Raw genomic sequence first — 20,517 nt, 5'->3', positions numbered from 1 at the left:
ATCCGGGCGCGGGGACGGCTCCGGCGCCGCGCCCGCTCGTCACGGTCCCCTGAGCAGTAGAACGCAGGAAGGACGACCGGTCAGTAGACGTCACGCACGTAGCGCTTCTCCACGGCGAGGCGGCGGACGTACGCCGCCGCCTCGTCGTCCGTCATCCGGCCGTGCAGGGCGACGATCTCGCGCAGCGCCCGGTCGACGTCCTTCGCCATCCGGCCGGCGTCCCCGCAGACGGCGACGTGCGCGCCGTCCCGCAGCCACTGCCACAGCCGGGCGCCGTTCTCCCGCATCCGGTCCTGCACGTACACCTTGTTGCGCTGGTCGCGGGAGAAGGCGACGTCGAGCCGGTCGAGGTGGCCGGAGTCACGGTGGGCCTCCAGCTCCTCGCGGTAGTAGAAGTCGGTGGCGCGGCGCTGCTCGCCGAAGAAGAGCCAGTTGGGGCCGGTGTGGCCGCGGGCGAGGCGGTCCTCGAGGAAGCCGACGAAGGGGGCGACGCCCGTGCCGGGGCCGATCATGATCAGGGGCGCGGCGGGGTCGGCGGGCGGGCGGAAGTGCGGGGAGCGCTGGACGAAGACCTGCACCGGGCCGTCGTCGGCGTGGTCGGCGAGGTAGGTCGAGCAGACGCCGTTGCGCTCGCGGCCGAGCCCGTTGGTGTAGCGGACGACGGAGACGGTGAGGCGGACCTCGCTCGGGTGGGCCAGCGGGCTGGAGGATATGGAGTACAGGCGGGGCTGGAGGCCGCGGAGGATCCCGGCCCACTCCGCCGCCGACGCCCGGACGGGGTGCGCGGCGATCAGGTCGGCGGCCTGCCGGCCCCAGCTCCACTTCGCCAGCTCGTCCTTGTTGTCGGGGCGCAGCAGTCGCTTCAGGTCGTGGCTGCCGGTGCGTTCGGCGACGAAGCGGAGGAGGTCGGTGGTGATGCGGGCGATGTCGAGCCGGGTGCGCAGGGCCTCACCGAAGGGGAGGCGGACGCCGTCGCCGAGGTCGACCGGTTCGGCCGGGTCGAGGCCGGTGAGGGCGAGCCATTCGGCGACGAGTTCGGCGCCGTTGGCGGGCCAGACGCCGAGGGCGTCGCCCGCTTCGTAGGCGAGTTCGCCGTCGCGGGTGTCGAAGGCGAAGCTGCGGACCTCCTTCTGGGAGCCGGGCAGGCTGAGGAGCCTGTTGCCGACGAGCAGGGTCGCGAAGGGGGACGCCTTGGTGAACGAGGTGGCTCCCCGGGGAGCCACGGGCACGACGGAAGCCGCCCGGCTGCCGGCGGAGCCCGCCGCGTGGGCGGGTCCTCGCGCGTCGACGGATCCCCGGGTGTTCGCGGGTCCCCGGGGGCCGTCGAGTGCGGTGACGACCTGGCCGAGCCACCGGTCGGCGGCCTCCTCGAAGTCGGGTTCGCAGTCCGTACGGGGGACGAGGCGGGTGGCTCCGAGGGCGTCGAGGCGTTCGTCGAGGCGGCGGCCGTGGGCGCAGAAGTCGTCGTAGTTCGAGTCGCCGAAGGCGAGCACGGCGTACCGCACCCCGTCGAGGCGCCCGGCCTCGGGTCCGGAGAGCGCCTGCCAGAAGTCGGCGCCGTTGTCGGGGGCGTCACCGTCGCCGAAGGTGCTGGTGACGACGAGGACGTCGGTGCCGGACGTGAGCTGGGCCGGTGAGGCGTCGGCCATGGGGAGCAGCTCGGGGGCGTGCCCGGAGCCGGTGAGGCGGGCGGCGACGGCGGTGGCGAACTCCTCGGCGGTGCCGGTCTGCGAGGCCCACAGGACGAGGACGCGGCGGGTCGGCGGGGCGCCGTCGGCGGACGCGGTCCCCGCGGCGCCGGACGCCGCGCCGGGCACGGGGGTGGCGGCGCGGGAGTAACGTCCGGCGAGGACGCCGTCGACCCACAGGGCGTGGTCGGGCGCGAAGGGGGCGCCGGGCGGCAGGACGGGGACGCGGCCGTCGGGCGGGGTGACGGCGAGGCCGGAGAGGAAACCGGCCAGGTAGTGGAGCTCGGGCTCGGCGAGGGCCACGGGGGCGAGGTGCGCGACCCCGAGGAGCGCGGCGAGCTCGCCGACGCCGCCCGCCGCGGACGCGGCACCGTCGGCCACCGTGGACGCGGCACCGTCGGCCGCACCGGAAACGGCCCCGCCGCCCGCCGCGCCCGCGACCCCCGGCACCGTGTCCGGGACCGGGGCGGTCGTCCTGGTGAGGGTGACGGCGCAGGCCTTGAACTCGGGCTGGAAGGAGAGCGGGTCGACGGCGTCGTTGGTGACCGCGTTGATGCTGAGGTACTCGCCGAAGAGGTCGTTCCAGTGGAAGGGCGCGAAGCAGGTGCCGGGCCTGACGCGGTCGCTGACGGTGACGGGAAGGACGGCCCGGCCGCGGCGCGAGGTGACGTCCAACCGGTCGCCGGGCGCGACGCCGAGGCGGGCGGCGTCCTCCGGGTGGACCTCCACGAAGGGCCCGGGGTCGAGCCTGGCCAGCTTGGCGACCTTTCCGGTCTTGGTGAGGGTGTGCCACTGGTGCTGGAGGCGGCCGGTGGTGAGCACGAAGGGGTAGTCGTCGTCGGGGAGTTCGGCGGGCGGCAGATGGGGGCGGGCGAAGAAGCGGGCGCGGCCGCTGGGCGTGGGGAAGGCCAGGCGGGGCCAGGTGCCGTCCTCGCGGACCAGCGGGGTCTGGCTGACGCCGTCGTTGAGGTAGCGGACGGGGTTGCGGGCGGGGCCGTCGGCGGTGGGGGCCGGCCACTGGACGGGGGTGGCGCGCAGCCGCTCGTACGTGATGCCGCGCAGGTCCCAGCCGGTGGTGGGGTTCCAGGCCTGCTTGAGCTCCTCGAAGACCTCTTCGGCGGAGTCGTACGAGAACGCCTCGGTGAAGCCCATGGCGCGGGCGACGGCGGCGATGAGCTGCCAGTCGGGGAGGGCCTGGCCGGGCGGGTCGACGACGCCTCGGACGAGGGTGAGGTTCCGTTCGGAGTTCACGCTGACGCCGTCGGACTCCGCCCAGAGGGTGGCGGGCAGGAGGACGTCGGCGTAGGCGTTGGTCTCGGTGTCGGTGAAGACGTCCTGGGTGACGACGAACTCGGCGGCCTCCAGGCCGGCGATGACGGTGCGGCGGTTGGCGACCGAGGCGACCGGGTTGGTGCAGATGATCCAGCAGGCCTTGATCTCTCCGGCGGCCATCCGCTCGAACATGTCGACGGTGCCGCGGCCGACGTCGGTCCGCAGGGACCCTTCGGGGATGTTCCACAGCCGTTCGACGAAGGCGCGCTCGTCGGCGGAGACGACGGAGCGCTGGCCCGGCAGGCCGGGTCCCATGTAGCCCATCTCGCGGCCGCCCATGGCGTTGGGCTGGCCGGTCAGGGACAGGGGGCCGGCGCCCGGGCGGCAGAGGGCTCCGGTGGCGAGGTGGAGGTTGACGAGGGCGTTGGTGTTCCAGGTGCCGTGGGTGGACTGGTTGAGGCCCATGGTCCAGCAGCTCGTCCAGGCATCGGCCTCGCCGATCCAGCGGGCGGCCTGCCGGAGGTCGGCCTCGTCGAGGCCGGTGATCTCGGCGACGCGGTCGGGCGGGTAGTCGGCGAGGAGGGCGGGCATCTCCTCCCATCCCTCGGTGAACTCGGCGATGAAGGTTTCGTCGGTGCGGCCGTCGGCGACCAGCAGGTGCAGCAGGCCGTTGAGGAGGGCGAGGTCGGTGCCGGGGCGGAGGGGGAGGTGGAGGTCGGCCTTGTCGGCGGTGGCGGTGCGGCGCGGGTCGACGACGATCAGCTTGGCGCCCGCCTTGACCCGCTCCATCATGCGCAGGAAGAGGATCGGGTGGCAGTCGGCCATGTTGGAGCCGATGACGAGGAAGGCGTCGGCGCGGTCGAGGTCGTCGTAGGAGCCGGGCGGCCCGTCGGCGCCGAGCGACAGTTTGTATCCGGTGCCGGCGGAGGCCATGCAGAGCCGGGAGTTCGACTCGATGTGCGGGGTGCGGACGAAGCCCTTGGCGAGCTTGTTGGCGAGGTACTGCGCCTCCAGGGACATCTGTCCGGACACGTAGAAGGAGACGGCGTCGGGTCCGTACTCGTCGAGGACGGCCCGGAGGCGGGCGGCGACGGTCCGGACGGCCTCGTCGACGTCGGTCTCGGCGGGGCGACCACCGCGCTCGGCGCGGACGAGCGCGGTGGTCGCCCGGCCGGGGGCGGCCATCATGTCCGCGCTCGTCGCGCCCTTGGTGCACAGGCGGCCCGCGTTGGCGGGGTGGTCCTTGTCCCCGTACGCCTTCGCCACACGGCGCCGTCCGTCGGCGTCGCGCGTGACGTCGAGGACGATGCCGCAGCCGACGCCGCAGTACGAGCAGACCGTGCGGACGCCTGCGTCCTTGGTGTCATCCGCCACCGGAACCACCCCCACGGTGTTCTCGCGTTCGGGCCCCAGGATGCGTGGCGGCACCCGGAGAACCCCTTGGACCTGCACCGTAGGAAGATCGAATTTCGGTCGGGTCACGCTTCGGGAGGGCGGGGGGTTACGCACCGCACACAGGGCGGCCGTCCCCCGTGTGAGGGTTCCGGGCCGACGGCCCCCGGGTCGAGCCTGAGGATCACGGACCGGAATTCGGCCGAGCAATGACGGAAATTTGAGCAATTCGATCAACGTTTTGCGTCCTCCCGGGCCCCAGGTTTCTACCGGATGAGGACGTCGTCAACCGCGGGCGGAGGGAGCGAAGGCGACGCGAGTCAGCCGGCCGGCGGCGGGGCGGTCGAACCGCGGACCACGAGCTCCGGTTCGAAGAGCAGCTCGACCGGGTGGGACTGCCCGCCCTGGATCTGGGCGCAGAGCAGTTCGACGGCGGCCCGGCCCATCGCCTCGATGGGCTGGCGGACGGTCGAGAGCGGCGGCTCGGTGCAGTTCATGAAGGCGGAGTCGTCGAAGCCGACGACCGACACGTCCCGTGGCACGACGAGCCCCCGGCGCCGGGCGGCCCGGACGGCGCCGAGGGCGAGCGGGTCGCTCGCGCACACGATGCCGGTGACGCCCTGGTCGAGGAGCCGGGCCGTGGCCGCCTGGCCGCCTTCGAGCGAGAAGATCGACCGGACGACGTACGCGTCGGGGAGGGGGGCGCCGGCCGCCTCCGCGGCCTCCCGGGCCGCCTCCAGCTTGCGGCGCGAGGGCACGTGGTCGCCGGGGCCGAGGACGAGCCCGATCCGCTCGTGGCCGAGCGAGACGAGGTGGCGCCAGGCCTGCTCGACGGCGACGGCGTCGTCGCAGGAGACACAGGGGAAGTTCAGGCCCTCGATCGAGGCGTTGACGAGGACGACGGGGATCCTGCGCTCGGCCAGCTGGTGGTAGTGCTCGTGCGGGGCGTCGGCCTGGGCGAAGAGGCCTCCGGCGAAGACGACACCGGAGACCTGCTGCTGGAGCAGCAGGTCCACGTAGTCCGCCTCGGAGACCCCGCCCTTGGTCTGCGTGCACAGGACGGGCGTCAGCCCCTGCTGGGCCAGGGCGCCGCCGATCACCTCGGCGAAGGCGGGGAAGATCGGGTTCTGCAGATCCGGCAGGACGAGGCCGACGAGCCGGGCGCGCTCTCCCCTGAGCTGGGTGGGCCGCTCGTACCCGAGGACGTCGAGGGCGGTGAGCACCGACTGGCGGGTCGCCTCCGACACCCCCGGCTTGCCGTTGAGGACACGGCTGACCGTCGCCTCGCTGACACCCACCTTCTCCGCCACCTGAGCAAGTCGTCGCGTCATGCGCGCAAGGCTAGCGCAAGCACCGCAAGCCAGTTGCGCCCTCACACCCTTTGGCCCCGGGGGGGGTGACATCACCCCACGTCAGGCTCGGGCGTCGGTCGACCCGCTCCGGCAAGCGCGGGGCGGGTCCCGGTCGGTCCGGGTCCCGCCCGGCCGGGCGCGCGGGCGCAAGCGGGGTGCGCTGTCGGTCGGGCGTGGTCAGGTCCGGACGGAGAGGGCCGCGGGCCGCGGGCCGCGGCAGGCGTTCAGGGCCGCGTCGAGATGGGCGCCGAGTCCGGGGCCGGGCGCGAGTGCGGCGAGCCGGTGCATCGTCAGGGCCGCCTCCCAGGCGGACGTCTTTGCCAGGGAGGTACCCCAGGCCCGGGAGTCGAGCCGGGCCCACAGGTAGGCGGCGAAGCCGAGCTGAATCGTTCCTGCCCGCGCCCCCTCCTCGTCGAGCGCCGAGCGTGCCGCCGAGAGGAACGTGACGGCGTCCCGGGGGCCGAGCGCCTCGACCACGAGCCGGAGGTAGGGCCGGATCAGGAGGGTGAGCTCCGGCCAGTCCGCCTCCGCGCCGAAGTGCTCGCGCAGACGTGCGTTCAACTCATGTTCCGTATCAGTGGCCATGCATGCACAGATACGTTTCCGCAGGCCGCGGGGGCGACCGCGACACGCGCCCGGCCCCCGGGGCCGCCCGTATGGAGTGCCCGGCGCACCCCCGGCGCGCATCCGCCCCCGGGTCAGAACCCCGTTCTCACCGTTTCGGGTCCGGCCGGCGCCCGGACGGGCTCCGGGCGGGCGTCGGCGCGGGTCTCCGGCCGCCGGTTCCCGCGCGCGGACGCGGTGCCGGGGACGTCGAGGACGACGGGAATGCCGAAGCCCTCGCACATCCTGCGCAGCCGCGCGAGCGCGCTCAGCGACGCCGCCGACGGCTCGGCGGAGGCGAGTTCGACGTGGACGCGCCGGGGCCGGTGCGCCGCGACGAGCGCCTCGATCTCCAGGGCCGCGGCGGCGCGCGACGTGACGTCCAGCTCCCGCAGGACGCGGACGTGCAGGACGCCGTCGTGCAGCACATGACGGACGAGCATGACCCTCACTCTCCTCCGGACGGGGGCACGCGCGGGTACGCCGAGCGATCCACGGCCCTGACACCATCCTCCTCGTCGTCGGCGAAGGCCGCGCGGAGGACGTCTCCAACTCTTGCGTCTCACCCGTCACACCCGCCTCAAACGTGAAACCGGCAGGCGTCTCACGTCCCGGCGCAAGACTCTTCACGCTGCGAGAAGGCGTTACCCAGCCGTTATAAACGGTGAGTCTGTCCGAGTATGTACCAGTTTTCCGGCCGAGGAAAAGCTGATCTCCACCGAAGATCGGCCCACCGCATCTATCACGGGACCGCATCTCCCACAAGCCCTCAGGCCGAGGAAGTTCACCGACCCGCTCGGTAGCTTCGGCGCCCATGACCACAGTCCACGCCACCCCCACCCCCACTCCCCCGCCCACGACCGCGACCAGGGCGGACGTCGTGATCGACCGCGCCCGCCCCGACGACGGAGCCGCCCTGTGGCGCCTCGCCCGCGACTCCGGAGAGCTCGACGTGAACGCGCCGTACAGCTATCTGCTGTGGTGCCGGGACTTCGCGGACACCACCGCCGTCGCCCGCGACCCCGAGGGGCGGCCGGTCGGCTTCGTCACCGGCTACCTCCGTCCCGACGCGCCGCGCACCCTCTTCGTCTGGCAGGTCGCGGTCGACGATTCGCTCCGCGGAAACGGGGTAGCCGGAGCCCTGCTCGACGCCCTGACCGCCCGCGTGGCGGCCGAGCGCGGGCTCGGCCGGCTGGAGGCGACCGTCACTCCCGGAAACGCCCCCTCCGACCGCATGTTCCGCTCGTACGCGCGCCGCCACGGCGCGACCGTGTCCCAGGAGGTCCTCTTCCCCTCCGCGGCCTTCCCGGCCGCCGAGGCCGACGACGACCGACACGAGCCCGAACTGCTGTACCACATCGGCCCGTTGAGCTTCTGACGCCTCGCGCCCGCCCGTACCCCCGGCACGCCGGCCCCCGCACCCCCTACGCCCGTACACCCGCACACCCCTGATCCAGGAGAACCGTGACCACCCTCACCGAAATCGCCGCCCCGTCCGTCTTCGAGTCCGTCGAGTCCGAGGTCCGCAGCTACTGCCGCGCCTGGCCCGTCGTCTTCGAGCGGGCGAGCGGAAGCCGGCTGTACGACGAGGACGGGCGGCCCTTCCTCGACTTCTTCGCCGGTGCGGGCTCCCTCAACTACGGCCACAACAACCCGGTCCTGAAGCGGGCCCTCCTCGACTACCTCGCGCGTGACGGCGTCACCCACGGCCTCGACATGTCGACCACCGCCAAACGGGACTTCCTCGAGGCGTTCCGCACGACGGTCCTGGAGCCGCGCTCACTGCCGTACAAGGTGATGTTCCCCGGCCCGACGGGCACCAACGCCGTCGAGGCCGCCCTGAAGCTCGCCCGCAAGGTCACCGGCCGCGAGACCGTCGTCTCCTTCACCAACGCCTTCCACGGCATGTCGCTCGGCTCGCTCGCCGTCACCGGCAACTCCGCCAAGCGCGCCGGCGCGGGCGTGCCGCTCCCCCACGCCACCCGCATGCCGTTCGACCACTACCTCGGCGGGCAGGTGCCGGACTTCCTCTGGTTCGAGCGGCTCCTCGGCGATCCCGGCTCGGGCCTCGACCACCCGGCGGCCGTGATCGTCGAGACGGTCCAGGGCGAGGGCGGCGTCAACGTCGCCCGCGCCGAATGGCTGCGCGGCCTTGCGGAGCTGTGCCGCCGCCGCGACATGCTGCTGATCGTCGACGACGTCCAGATGGGCTGCGGACGCACGGGGGGCTTCTTCTCCTTCGAGGAGGCCGGGATCGTGCCGGACATCGTGACCCTGTCCAAGTCCATCAGCGGCTACGGCCTCCCGATGGCCCTCTGTCTCTTCCGCCCCGAACTCGACGTCTGGCAGCCGGGCGAGCACAACGGCACCTTCCGCGGCAACAATCCGGCCTTCGTCACCGCCACCGCCGCCCTGCACGCCTACTGGGCCGACAACGCCCTCCAGCGGCGCACCCTCGAACGGGCCCACCGCGTCGAGCGCGCCCTCCTCGACCTCTGCGGGGACGACGGGCGGACCGGCGTCGCCGTCCGCGGCCGCGGTCTCGTCTGGGGCCTGGAGTTCGCCGACGGGGAGCGGGCCGCCGCCGTCTGCCGGCGCGCCTTCGAGCTGGGACTGCTCCTGGAGACCTCCGGCCCCCACGACGAGGTCGTCAAGCTCCTGCCGCCGCTCACGGCGACCGACGACGACCTCGACGAGGGGCTCGGGATCCTGGCCCGCTCCGTCCGGCACGCCGCCGACCGCTTCACCGTCTGACCCGAAAGGTTCCCCCCATGATCGTCCGTTCCTTCGCGGAGCTCGAGAACACCGACCGGCACGTCCGCGCGGCCTCCGGCACCTGGGAGAGCAAGCGCATCGTCCTGGCCCGGGAGCGCGTCGGCTTCTCCCTCCACGAGACGGTGCTCTACGCGGGCACCGAGACCTCCATGTGGTACGCGAACCACGTCGAAGCCGTCGTGTGCACCGCGGGCGAGGCCGAGCTCACCGACCACGAGACCGGCCGCACCTACACCATCACGCCCGGCACCATGTACCTGCTCGACGGCCACGAGCGGCACTCCCTGCGCGTGAAGGAGGAGTTCCGCTGCCTCTGCGTCTTCAACCCGCCCGTCACCGGGCGCGAGGACCACGACGCGAACGGCGTCTACCCCCTCCTCACGGAACCCGACGCCTGACGCCCCACTCCCGCCCCCACCCCCTGCCCCGCGGGCCCCGGAGCTCTCACCGGCCCCGAGGGCCCCGCACGTGAAAAGAAGGCACCGCTTCTCATGACGTCCGCACCCGCCCGCCCCGTCGACCTCTACCCCACCCGCGGCCCCGAGGAGGAGCTGATCGGCCGCAAGGACCCCGTCGTCTGGTCCGCCCCCGGCACCCCCGGTCCCTTCTGGGCCCGAGAGCTGGAGGAGTACGAGCGCGACGGCTTCGTGACGGTCGACGCGCTCGTCACCCCCGAGGAGGTCGCGGAGCTGCGCGCCGAGCTGGACCGGCTCGTCGCCGACCCGGCGACCCGGCAGGACGAGCGCGCGATCGTCGAGCCGCGCTCGCAGGAGATCCGATCGGTCTTCGAAGTGCACCGGATCAGCGAGGTCTTCGCGCGGCTCGCCGCCGATCCGCGCGTCGTCGGACGCGCCCGCCAGATCCTCGGCTCCGACGTGTACGTCCACCAGTCCCGGGTCAACGTCAAGCCGGGGTTCGGCGCGAGCGGCTTCTACTGGCACTCCGACTTCGAGACCTGGCACGCCGAGGACGGGCTGCCGCGGATGCGGACCGTCTCCGTCTCGATCGCGCTCACCCCGAACCACACGACCAACGGCAGCCTCATGATCATGCCGGGTTCGCACCGGACGTTCCTGGGCTGCGCGGGCGCCACGCCCAAGGACAACTACAAGCGGTCGCTCCAGATGCAGGACGCGGGGACGCCGTCGAACGAGGCGCTCACCACCTTCGCCGAGGCCTGCGGCATACGCCACTTCACGGGTCCCGAGGGCTCGGCCACCTGGTTCGACTGCAACGCCCTGCACGGCTCGGGCGACAACATCACCCCGTACCCGCGCAGCAACGTGTTCCTCGTCTTCAACAGCGTCGAGAACGCGCCCGAGCTGCCCTTCGCCGCTCCGGTCCGCCGCCCCTCGTTCATCGCCGCGCGCGACACGACCCCCGTCGGCGCGTGAGGAGGACCGTCATGCCGCGCCCGCTCCCCTCGGCCGCCGCCGCTTCCTGACCGAACCGGCCGCAGGTCCCCGCGCGTACGGACTCGGGGTCGGTCCACGCGTACGAACCCGGGGTCGGCCGACGCGTACGGACCCGGGGTCGGTCCACCGCCCCGGGTCCGTACGCGCGCACCGCCTCAGGCGGCCGCGTCGAGGAGGCCCTCGCGCAGCCGGCCGATGCTGCGGGCGAGGAGCCGGGAGACGTGCATCTGGGAGATGCCGAGCCGCCTGCCGATCTCCGACTGGGTCAGTTCCTCCACGAAGCGCAGGTGGAGCAGCATGCGTTCGCGCGCGTCGAGGTTCTCGACGAGCGGGGCGAGGGTGTGGAAGTCCTCGAAGAGGGCGATCGCCCGGTCCTCCTCGCCGATGACGTCGGCGAGGGAGGTGTCGACGTCCTCGTCGTCGCCGCCGAGGGCCGCGTCGAGGGAGGCGGAGTGGTAGCCGTTCGCGGCGATCTGGGCCTCGACGACCTCCTCCTCGGGCACCTCCATGACCTCGGCCAGTTCGGCGACGCGCGGGGCGCGGCCGAGCCGGGAGCTCAACTGCTCGCTGGCCCTGGCCAGTTCGACGCGGGCTTCCTGGAGGCGGCGCGGGACGTGGACGGCCCAGGTGGTGTCGCGGAAGAAGCGCTTGATCTCGCCGACGATGCACGGCACGGCGAACGTCGCGAACTCCACCTCCCGGGAGAGGTCGAAGCGGTCGATCGCCTTGATGAGGCCGATGGTGCCGACCTGGATCAGGTCCTCCCGCTCGTCGCCGCGGGCGCGGAACCGCCCGACGGCGTACCGGACGAGCGTCATGTTCATCTCGATGAGGGTGTTGCGGGCGTACTGGTACCCCGGGGTGCCCTCCTCGCGGTGCGCGAGTTCCCGGAAGAACACCTTCGACAGCTCGCGCGCGTCGTGGGGCGCGACCTCGTGCGGGGCGTCGAGCCGGGGGAGCCCGTGGCGCGTACGGCTCACGTTCTCGGCGTTCGTCGTCGTCGCTTTCGCCACCTCGGTCGGCACGGGACGGCCTCCAGTTCCACTCGCCGGACGTTCTCGCCTGTGTGGGGGGGGTGTCTCGCGCACCGTCTACCCGGAGTTCGGGCGGCCACGCGTGCGGATTCCCGGCGCGGTCGGCCCGGCGTGGTGGTGAGGGCTCGTCAGCGCAGGCGGAGGCGGGCGGTGACGCGCTTGCCGGTGGCCGTGGGTTCGGTGGTGACGCGCTCGCAGAGGGCGGCGACGATCTCCACCCCGTGGCCGCCGACGCGTTCGGGGTCACGGGGCCGCTCGACGGGGCGGACGCCGTACGTGTCGGAGACGGCGATCTCCAGAAAGTCGCCGCACAGGGCGAGTTCGAGGACGAGCGGGCCGGGGGCGTGGACGACGGCGTTGGTGACCAGCTCGCTGACGACGAGCAGCGCGGCGTCGCGGTCGAGGCCCTCCTCCGTGCGGGGCAGGAAGGCCGCGGTGGCGTCGCGGGCCGCGGCGATGGTGCCGTCGCCGCCGTCGTAACGCCGCACGACCGTACCCGTGCGACGGCCCGTGGTCGTCTCCGTCATGACCTTCCCTCCGTTCCCCTCCCGGACGTGGTGCGTCGTACGACGCCGACGCCGGGGCACCTGCCCGCGTTCGACCGGTTTACACACACTTGTTCCCGTGGCGTCGCTCAGGTGGCGGCATCGACGAGCTCCGCGAGAGCGGCGGCGAGCGCGCCCAGGCCCGGCCCGGCCGGGCCCCCCGGTTCGTCCATGTAGCGGTCCCGGCGGATCTCGACCATCAGGGCGCCGACCCGCGCGTCCTCACCGTAGTACCGCAGGGGAACGTATGCCCCGGCGAAGGGGCTGTCGAGCCCGGTGCCGCCGAAGCCCGCGAAGGCCTTCTCCGCGGCGGCGAGGAGCTCCGGCGGGGTGTGGAAGGGGTCGGTGCCCAGGCAGACGGGGGGCCGGGGGCCTTCGCCGTGGAGTTCGTACGGCAGGGGCCTGCTCGGGTACGAGTGGACGTCGACGACGACGGCGCGGCCCACGGCGGCCAGCCGGTCCTCGACGGCCCGGGTGACCGCGTCGGCGTACGGATGGAAGTAACGGTCCACGAGCGGGCGCTCGTCGAAGCCGTCGGGCCGCAGCCGCTCCCGGTGGGTGGTGCGGGTGTACACGGCGCCCATGCCGACGGCCCGCATCTCCTCCCGCTCGTCGGGGAACCGCTCGGGGTCCACCACGAGGCGGGAGAGCCCGTTCACGAACCGCCACGGCGTGCGGTCGGCCAGGCCGGCGGCCTCGGCGGCGAGCGCGGCGGTGTGCGCGTCGGTGATGTGGTCGAGCTCGCGCGCGAGGGCGTCGTCGTCGAGGACGATGCCGGCGCGTACGTCGTCGGGGACAGCGCGCGAGGAGTGCGGCACGTGCAGGATCACCGGGGAGTCGGGGGCGCCGGGGTGGAGGCGGAAGGGCGGGGGCGATGCGGTCACGGGCCCATCCTCTCGCGGACCGGGCCGCGCTGTCCCGGCGTCCGCGGCGCGGGCCGGGCCGCGCACGGTCCCGGCTGAGTACGCGTACTCAGGTGCGGGCCCGGCGTGATCTTCCATGCTGGGGCCTCGAACACGGGACCGTCTCAGGGGGGACACGCATGGACCGGAGCCTGCAGCTGCGCGCTGCCACACCGCGGGATCGCGAGTGGATCCACGAACTGCGCCACCGGGTGTACGCGGAGGAACTCGGCCAGCACCCGGTGCACGCGTCGGGCCGCCTCAGCGACGGGCTCGACGGCGAGAACGTGTACCTGGTGGCCGCGCGCGGCGAGACGCGGATCGGCTTCGTCAGCCTCACGCCGCCGTGGGTCGGCCGCTACGCCCTCGACAAGTACCTCACGCGCGAGGAGCTGCCGCTCCTCACCGAGGAGGAGCCCTTCGAGATCCGCGTCCTGACGGTGGAGGAGCGGTGGCGGTCCACGGCGGCGGCGTCGCTGCTCATGTACGCGGCGCTGCGCTGGGTCGCGGCGCGCGGTGGACGCCGGGTGGTGGCGATGGGCCGCACGGAGCTGCTCGGCCTGTACCTCGCCACGGGGCTGCGGCCGGTCGGGCGTACGGTCCGCGCGGGGGCGGTCACCTTCGAGGTGCTGAGCGGCTCCGTGGCGGAGCTGACGCGGACGGTCGCGGACCGTCACGGGCGGACGCTCGCCCGCCTGCGGGCGGGTCTGGACTGGCGGCTCGACGTGCCGTTCGCCCCGCGCGAGGACGGCTGCGAGCACGGCGGCGCCTTCTTCTCGGCGATCGGGACGGACTTCCGCACCCTGACGCGCCGTCACGAGGTCGTCGGTGCCGATGTGCTGGACGCCTGGTACCCGCCGTCGCCGGCGGTGCGCGCCGTCCTGGCGGACGACCCGGGGTGGACGGCGCGGACCTCGCCGCCGACCGGCGCGGAGGGGCTGCTCGCGGAGATCGCCAGGGTGCGGGCGCTTCCGGTGGAGTCGCTGGTGGTCGGGGCCGGCTCGTCCGACCTGATCTTCCGGGCGTTCGGCCGGTGGCTGACCCCGGACAGCCGGGTGCTCCTCCTCGACCCGAGCTACGGGGAGTACGCCCACGTGACCGAGCGGGTGATCGGCTGCCGGGTGGACCGGCTGCGGCTGCGCCGCGAGGACGGCTGGCTGGTCGACCCGGAGCGGCTCGCCGCCGCGACCCGGGACGGCCGGTACGACCTCGTGGTGGTGGTCAACCCGAACAACCCCACCGGCCGCCACGCGCCCGCCGCCGCGCTCCGCGCCGTGATCGAGGCCTCGCCGGCCCGTACCCGCTGGTGGATCGACGAGGCGTACCTCGGGTACGTCGACCCGGCGGACTCGCTGGCGCCGCTCGCCTCGGCCGACCCGCGGGTCGTCGTCTGCACGTCGCTGTCGAAGATGTACGCGCTGTCGGGGATGCGGGCGGCCTATCTGGTGGCGGAGCCGGGCACCGCGGTGGCGCTGCGCCGCTGGACGCCGCCGTGGCCGGTGAGCCTCCCGGCCCAGCTGGCGGCCGTGACGGCGCTGCGCGATCCGGACTACTACGCGGGGCGTTGGGCCCGTACCCATGTGCTGCGCCGGGAACTGGCTGCCGGACTGGCGGAGTTGGACGGCTTCGCCTCGGTCGAGGAGGGCGCGGCGAACTTCCTCGCGGTGACGCTGCCGCGGGGCGGGCCGAGCGCGGCCGAGCTGGTGCGCGCGTGCCGCCGCGACGACGTGTACCTGCGGGACCTGTCGCCGATGTCGCCGGCGTACGAGGGGCGGACCGTCCGGATCGCCGTGCGCGACACGGCGGAGAACGCCCGGATCGTGGCGGCCTGCCGCAGTGCCCTGGCGGCCCTTTCGGACCGGCTTCCGCGCGCCGCGGCGGCCCGGTGACGGGCGTCGCCGGGCTCGTGCCGTACCTCGGCGGGGCGCTGGCGGTCGGTGGCGTCGCGGTGGCGGCGACGCGCCGGCGGGAGCTGATGGTCCGGTGGTGCGCGTGGGCGCTGGGGGTGCCGCTGGTCACCGCCGCGTTCTGGTGCGGCCCGGCGGGGACCGCGGTGCTCGCCTCCGTCGTCGGGGTGGTCGCGGTGGCGGAGTTCGGCGGGCTGCTGCGGCTGGGGCGCGTGGACCGGGCGGTGCTCGCCGCGGCGGTCGTCGGGCTCGTCCTCACCGCCTGGCTGGCGCCCGGGGAGGTGGCGCGGGCGGCGGCGGTCGGCGCGCTGGCGGTCGCCGGCGTGCCGCTGCTGGCGGGCGACGCGGAGCACGGACTGCGCCGCCTGGGAGCGGGCCTGCTCGGCCTGGTGTGGCTGGGCGTCCTGGCGGGGCTGGTGCCCCTGGGGGCGCTCGGCCTCGTGCTGTTCGTGGCCGTGTCGATCGCCGACGTCGTCGCGTACGGGGCTGGGCGCCGTCTCGGCGGGCCCCGGCTCTCCCCGCTGTCGCCCGCGAAGCGGTGGAGCGGCACCCTGGCGGGGGCGGCGGCCGGTCTCGGGGCGCTCGCCGTGCTGTCGTCGCTGACCTGGCAGACGACGGTGGCCGTGGCGGTCGGCGGCCCGCTGGGTGACCTCCTGGAGTCGATGGTCAAGCGCGGCGCCGGGGCGAAGGACGCGGCGGGCTGGCTCCCGGGCTCCGGCGGTCTGCTGGACCGCGTCGACTCCCTGCTCGTCGCCCTGGCCGTCCTCCTGGTGCTGTCCTGAGCGTCCGGTACGGCCGGGCGCCCGGGTCCCCGCACGCGGGTGCGGGGTGCCGGGCGCCGGTGACGGAGGTCAGCCTGCGCGGAGAAGGTCAGAGTTCGAGGAGGGCGATGCGGATCGCGCGCTCCACCTGGGCCGCGGTGTTCTCGTACCCGGCGGCGTTGGGATGGACCAGGGTGGCGCGCTTGCCGACGAGGCCGCAGTTCAGGACGCCGACCTTGGTGGGCCAGTAGTCGGCGGCGTCACCGCAGACGCCCTCGACCCACTTGGTGTCCGCGGGCCGGCAGGCGTCGTGGCCGAGGCTGGAGGAGTAGACGTCGACGTAGCGGTCCCCGAAGAAGTTCGTGACCCGCTGGATCGTGCCGTTCAGCGGTTCGAGGACGCTCTCGCGGAGCCAGTCGACGTCGGCGTGGGTGAGGAGGCTCAGTTCGGTGAGGGCGAGGCGGTTGCAGGCGGTGCCGTCCTCCGGCAGGACGGCCGGGTAGCCGACCGTGATCACCTTGGCGTCGGGCGCCGCCCGGTGCACCTGGGCGAGCATCTCGACGTACTCGGTCTGGACGCGGGCGAGCCTGTCCTCGATGCTCTCCTCGCCCTCCGGGGGGTTGGTGTAGTGGTCGCGGCAGGACGCGCCGCTCGCGCCCAGGCTGAGGCACGTGGTCAGGATGTCGCCGAAGGGCAGGCTGTTGCCGCCGATGCCGATGGTGACGACGTCGGTCGTCGCACCGAGACCGGCCCGCTCGATCTGCGTGTCGACCTCTGCCCAGCCGCCCGCCGGGGGCCGCACCGGGCTGATCGGCTTCTGCTTGGTGGTGGCGATGTTGGCGATGGTGGCGTTGCCGCAGCTCACGTCGGTCAGCCGGACGGGCTTGCCGGGCGGGAACTCGTCGAGCTCCCGCTCGACCAGGGCCGGGTAGGCCCCGGTGGTGCGGTCGCAGCCGTCCCGGGACGCGTCGCCCAGGGCGGGCAGCGGGTCGCCGACGAAGCCGCCGGCGGTGTACGAGTCGCCCAGCGCGGCCCACTCGTACGCGTCCGCCGCGCCCGCGGTGCCCGAGGGGACGAGCGCGGACGCGGCGAGGGCGAGCCCGACGGCGAGGGCGCGCGCACGCAGGCGGGAGACGGGGTGTCGCATGGATCCTCCAGGATCGGCAGAGAGACGCCCCGGGGTCGAAGGTGCCCGGGGCGACGGCACTTCGCCCAAGATCATCCATGCCGGAGGGCGGCATTCCGGATGATGCGGGCCCGCCTTCCCCGATCGAGCCAAATGGTCGGATCTTCACCGGCCGAAGGTCGCCGCCGTCCGGCCGGAAAGTCGTCGGTCGTCAACCCGGCACCCCTCGGGTGACGGCCGGTGACCTGCCGTTCTCCGGGCGGAGGCGTCCGGCACCGCAGGCCTGCGCTAGAGACGACGCTTGTTCAGGATGGACTCTCGGCGAAGGAGCCGTACCACGTCATGGAGCCGTACCGCGTCACGAAGGACTTCCGCTCGATCCCCACCGCGCCCCGCGCCCTCCCCCTGCTCGGGCACGTCGTGCCGCTGCTGCGGGACCCGCTGGCGTTCCTCACCTCGCTGCCCGCGCTCGGCGATCTGGTCCGCGTCCGGCTCGGCCCCCTCGGCATGGTGGTGATCTGCGATCCCGACCTCACCCGGCAGGCCCTCCTCGACGACCGCACCTTCGACAAGGGCGGACCGCTCTACGACCGGCTGCGCGAGGTGATCGGCGACGGCGTGGTCTCCTGCCCGCACCAGGCGCACCGCCGCCTGCGGCGGCTCTCCCAACCCGCCTTCCACCAGGCCCGGCTCCCCGACTACGCGCGGGTCATGACGGCCTGCGTCGAGGAGACGACCGGTTCCTGGAGCGCCGGCCAGATCCTCGACGTGCCGGCCGAGATGATGGCGACCAGCTCCCGGATCATCACCGCCACGCTGTTCTCCGACACCTTGTCCGCGGCCGCGCACGGCCGGATCGTCGACGACGTCACCACCGTGGTCAAGAGCCTCTACCAGCGCATGTTCCTGATCCCGCCGCTGGACCGCCTGCCCACGCCCGGCAACCGCGCCCACCTCGCCGCCCGCGCCCGGCTGCACGCCACCGTCGAGCGGATCGTCGCCCAGCGCCGCGCCGACGGAGCCGACCACGGCGACCTGCTCTCGGCGCTGGTGGCGGCGCACGACCCCGAGGACGACCGCCCCGGCATGTCCGCCGCCGAGATCAACGACACCATCGTCTCCTTCGTCCTGGCCGGGATCGAGAGCACCGCCGCGACGCTCTCCTCCGCCCTCGACCTGGTGGCCCGTCACCCGGAGGTCGAGCAGCGGCTGCACGCCGAGGTCGACGCCGTCCTGGGCGGCGCGCCCGCGACCCACGCGGACCTGCCGCGCCTGCGGCTGACCGAGGGCGTCGTCAACGAGACCCTGCGGCTGCGCCCGCCGGGCTGGTTCTTCACCCGCTCCGTCACGGCCGACACGGAACTCGGCGGGTACCTGCTGCCGGCCGGGACCAGCGTCGCCTACAGCCCCTACCTCATCCACCACCGGCCCGACCTCCACCACGACCCCGAGGTCTTCCGTCCCGACCGCTGGGACTCCCCGGACGCGGCGCCGGCGCGCCACTCCTTCCTCCCCTTCGCCGCGGGCGCCCGCAAGTGCGTCGGCGACTCCTTCAGCATGGTCGAGGCCACCCTCGCGCTCGCCACCATCGCCGCCCGCTGGCGACTGGAGCACGTGGAGGGCCACCGGGGCCGTCTCGCCGCGGCCGTGACGCTGGAGCTGCGCGACCTGCGCATGCGGGCCCGGCCGCGCACCTCCGCGGCGCTCTGACCGGGCTGTCCCCCCGTCAGGAAGCCGCCCGCGCGGCCAGGTTGGCGCGGCGGTAGGGTGCCCGTCGAACAGCACAGGTCTGCGTGGGGAGACACGAACGGATGAGCGGGCAGCAGTCGGGGCGGACGGCGGGGGCGGGCGACATCTTCCAGCCCCTCGCGGCGGACGACCCCACCACCGTCGCCGGATACCGGATAGCCGCCCGGCTCGGCGCCGGAGGCATGGGCAAGGTGTACCTGTCGTACACGCCCGGCGGCCGGGCGGTGGCGATCAAGGTGATCCGGCCCGAGTTCGGCGAGGACGCCGAGTTCCGCCGCCGCTTCGCGCAGGAGGTGCGCTCCGCGCAGCGCGTACAGGGGCTCTTCACCGCTCCCGTCATCGACGCCGACCCCGACGGTGCGCGCCCCTGGCTGGCCACCGCCTACGTGCCGGGCCCGTCGCTCGCCGACGCCGTCGTCGCACACGGGGCGCTCCCCGTCGAGACCGTGCTGCTGCTCGTCGCGGGCATGGCGGAGGCGCTCCAGGTCATCCACGGCGCCGGTCTCGTGCACCGTGACCTCAAGCCGTCGAACGTGCTGCTGGCCGCCGACGGGCCGCGGGTGATCGACTTCGGCATCGCGTACGCCGCGGACGCGACCTCGCTCACCGGCAGCGGGGTCGCCGTCGGCACCCCGGCGTTCATGGCGCCCGAGCAGGCCGCGGGGCGGACCGTGACGGCCGCGACGGACGTCTTCGCGCTCGGTCAGGTCGCGGCGTACGCGGCGACGGGGCTGTCCGCGTTCGGCGAGGGCGCCTCGCACGGCGTGCTCTACCGGATCGTGCACGAGGAACCGGACCTGAGCGCGGTGCCGGAGCGGCTCACCGAGCTCGTGACGCGCTGCCTCGCGAAGGACCCGGCGGCCCGTCCGTCCGTGGCCGAGATCATCCGCCTGTGCCAGGCGGCGAACGAGGCGACGGTGCTGCGGCGCCCCGAGGACTGGCTGCCGGTCGCGGTCTCGGCCGACATCACCGCGCGGGCCGCCGCCCCCGCCCCCGTACCGACGCCGCCCCCGCCGACGACCGCACCGGCCGTCGCGCCCGTACCGCCGCCGACGCGGCCGCCCGCGCGGGCCCCGGGCGGCGCGCCGGCCGCTCCCGCGGCGCCGGTCGGCGCGCCGTCCGTCGGCCACTCCCCCACAGCGCCCGCGCACCCGGTCGCGCCCGCGGCCGGATTCGGGCCGCCCGTCGGTCCTCGGCCGGGGCACTCCGGGCCGCCGCCCGGCTTCCCGTACGCGCCGGCGCAGGGCCCGGCGACCGCGCCGTACCCGCAGCCGCAGCCGTACCCGCAGCCGCCCGTGCGGAACAACCCGGGCCGCCGGGGGCTCCTCGTCGCCCTCGCCGCCGTGCTGGCCTTCGGCGTCGCCGGGGGCGTCACGGCGTGGGCCGTCCTGAAGGACGAGGGGAGCGGCACGGAGGCGAACGTCGGCGGCACGCGGGGCGGCGGCACGAGCACCGGCGGCAGCGGCGGCGCTCCGGCGAGCCCCACGACCGGTGCCACCGGTACGGCGCGGCCGACGGACCGGGCCTCGGCCCCGCCCGCCGCGCCGAAGCCCGCCGTGTTCGAGAACATCAACCTGACCGCCGGGTACCACCTGACCCTCGGCGACGAGGTCGTACGGCCCCAGAACGGGGAGGACGGCGGGTACGAACTCGCTTACGACACCGGGGGCTTCCTCGACGCCGAGAGCGCGGACAGCACCCTGGTGCTGCTCGACCCCGGTCAGCGGGGGTCGCTCGCCACCTGCCTGGCGGACACCCGCTTCGCCAAGGACCTCCGGGTGAACCAGCTGTCCCAGGGCCGCCAGGTCTGTGTGACGACGGGAACCGGCCACGTGGGGCTCGTGACGGTGCGGGGTTTCTCGCCCGAGGACTCGCCGAGCACCTACCTCACCCTCGACGTCACGGTCTGGCGCGGAGCGGCCGCCACCGGAGCGGCAGGCTGATCACCGCCGGGATTCGGACGCGAATTCTTTTTGTCCGGTTCCCCGGAATTGCG

Annotated in this window: 16 protein-coding genes; 8 read left to right on the top strand and 8 right to left on the bottom strand. The window is 74.1% G+C overall.

Translation table 11 applies throughout. From position 1 onward, the window contains the following. Positions 1-80: 80 nt before the first annotated feature. The 4 genes from ACWDVG_RS19175 to ACWDVG_RS19160 all read right to left on the bottom strand — a co-directional run bounded on the left by ACWDVG_RS19175 (position 81) and on the right by ACWDVG_RS19160 (position 6,750). Positions 81-4,334 (bottom strand): molybdopterin-dependent oxidoreductase, encoded by a 4,254-nt coding sequence (locus tag ACWDVG_RS19175; protein WP_451700449.1) that lies wholly within the window; start codon positions 4,332-4,334, stop codon positions 81-83. Positions 4,335-4,672: 338 nt separating this feature from the next. Then, complete coding sequence (locus ACWDVG_RS19170; protein WP_451700437.1) at positions 4,673-5,683, bottom strand: LacI family DNA-binding transcriptional regulator; 1,011 nt, start codon at positions 5,681-5,683, stop codon at positions 4,673-4,675. A 198-nt stretch (positions 5,684-5,881) separates the two neighbouring features. Further along, positions 5,882-6,265, bottom strand: coding sequence for a hypothetical protein (locus ACWDVG_RS19165; protein WP_451700436.1), 384 nt, complete (start codon positions 6,263-6,265; stop codon positions 5,882-5,884). Between the two features lie 137 nt (positions 6,266-6,402). Continuing rightward, positions 6,403-6,750 carry a hypothetical protein gene (locus ACWDVG_RS19160; RefSeq protein WP_451700435.1) on the bottom strand — a complete coding sequence of 116 codons (348 nt, stop codon included), beginning with the start codon at positions 6,748-6,750 and terminating at the stop codon, positions 6,403-6,405. A 371-nt stretch (positions 6,751-7,121) separates the two neighbouring features. On the opposite strand from ACWDVG_RS19160, the gene ectA reads away from it, so the two are divergent. From ectA to thpD, 4 genes are all read left to right on the top strand, one after another. Next, positions 7,122-7,685 (top strand): diaminobutyrate acetyltransferase, encoded by a 564-nt coding sequence (gene ectA / locus ACWDVG_RS19155; protein WP_451700434.1) that lies wholly within the window; start codon positions 7,122-7,124, stop codon positions 7,683-7,685. An 86-nt stretch (positions 7,686-7,771) separates the two neighbouring features. Continuing rightward, positions 7,772-9,061 carry a diaminobutyrate--2-oxoglutarate transaminase gene (gene ectB, locus ACWDVG_RS19150; RefSeq protein WP_451700433.1) on the top strand — a complete coding sequence of 430 codons (1,290 nt, stop codon included), beginning with the start codon at positions 7,772-7,774 and terminating at the stop codon, positions 9,059-9,061. Between the two features lie 17 nt (positions 9,062-9,078). Continuing rightward, positions 9,079-9,480 carry an ectoine synthase gene (locus tag ACWDVG_RS19145; RefSeq protein WP_451700432.1) on the top strand — a complete coding sequence of 134 codons (402 nt, stop codon included), beginning with the start codon at positions 9,079-9,081 and terminating at the stop codon, positions 9,478-9,480. 93 nt (positions 9,481-9,573) lie between these two features. Further along, positions 9,574-10,476 (top strand): ectoine hydroxylase, encoded by a 903-nt coding sequence (gene thpD / locus ACWDVG_RS19140; RefSeq protein ID WP_451700431.1) that lies wholly within the window; start codon positions 9,574-9,576, stop codon positions 10,474-10,476. 176 nt (positions 10,477-10,652) lie between these two features. On the opposite strand, the gene ACWDVG_RS19135 is transcribed toward thpD, so the two are convergent. From ACWDVG_RS19135 to ACWDVG_RS19125, 3 genes are all read right to left on the bottom strand, one after another. Further along, positions 10,653-11,522, bottom strand: a complete 870-nt coding sequence (locus ACWDVG_RS19135) for a SigB/SigF/SigG family RNA polymerase sigma factor (RefSeq protein ID WP_451700430.1) — start codon at positions 11,520-11,522, stop codon at positions 10,653-10,655. Positions 11,523-11,659: 137 nt separating this feature from the next. Further along, on the bottom strand, positions 11,660-12,058 hold the full coding sequence (locus tag ACWDVG_RS19130; RefSeq protein ID WP_451700429.1) for an ATP-binding protein: 399 nt from the start codon (positions 12,056-12,058) through the stop codon (positions 11,660-11,662). A 107-nt stretch (positions 12,059-12,165) separates the two neighbouring features. Beyond that, positions 12,166-12,960: an N-formylglutamate amidohydrolase gene (locus tag ACWDVG_RS19125; RefSeq protein ID WP_451700428.1), complete on the bottom strand. Its 795-nt coding sequence runs from the start codon at positions 12,958-12,960 to the stop codon at positions 12,166-12,168. A 158-nt stretch (positions 12,961-13,118) separates the two neighbouring features. Here ACWDVG_RS19125 and ACWDVG_RS19120 point away from each other — a divergent pair, with 158 nt between their 5' ends. Both ACWDVG_RS19120 and ACWDVG_RS19115 read left to right on the top strand, forming a co-directional pair. Beyond that, positions 13,119-14,867 (top strand): aminotransferase class I/II-fold pyridoxal phosphate-dependent enzyme, encoded by a 1,749-nt coding sequence (locus ACWDVG_RS19120; protein WP_451700427.1) that lies wholly within the window; start codon positions 13,119-13,121, stop codon positions 14,865-14,867. Beyond that, the gene (locus tag ACWDVG_RS19115) at positions 14,864-15,667 is read left to right on the top strand and encodes a phosphatidate cytidylyltransferase (protein ID WP_451700426.1); all 804 of its coding nucleotides are present in this window, start codon (positions 14,864-14,866) and stop codon (positions 15,665-15,667) included. The genes ACWDVG_RS19120 and ACWDVG_RS19115 overlap by 4 nt, the downstream gene beginning before the upstream one ends. An 88-nt stretch (positions 15,668-15,755) precedes the next feature. On the opposite strand, the gene ACWDVG_RS19110 is transcribed toward ACWDVG_RS19115, so the two are convergent. Beyond that, on the bottom strand, positions 15,756-16,793 hold the full coding sequence (locus ACWDVG_RS19110) for an SGNH/GDSL hydrolase family protein (RefSeq protein ID WP_451700425.1): 1,038 nt from the start codon (positions 16,791-16,793) through the stop codon (positions 15,756-15,758). Between the two features lie 321 nt (positions 16,794-17,114). Here ACWDVG_RS19110 and ACWDVG_RS19105 point away from each other — a divergent pair, with 321 nt between their 5' ends. Both ACWDVG_RS19105 and ACWDVG_RS19100 read left to right on the top strand, forming a co-directional pair. Beyond that, positions 17,115-18,482 carry a cytochrome P450 gene (locus ACWDVG_RS19105; RefSeq protein ID WP_451700424.1) on the top strand — a complete coding sequence of 456 codons (1,368 nt, stop codon included), beginning with the start codon at positions 17,115-17,117 and terminating at the stop codon, positions 18,480-18,482. Between the two features lie 101 nt (positions 18,483-18,583). After that, positions 18,584-20,464, top strand: a complete 1,881-nt coding sequence (locus ACWDVG_RS19100) for a serine/threonine-protein kinase (RefSeq protein ID WP_451700423.1) — start codon at positions 18,584-18,586, stop codon at positions 20,462-20,464. Positions 20,465-20,517 lie beyond the last annotated feature (53 nt).

This window comes from Streptomyces sp. NPDC003327, assembly GCF_053589515.1.
Note: the sequence above shows the minus strand (reverse complement) of the source record. Positions and strands in the feature narration are given on the sequence as shown.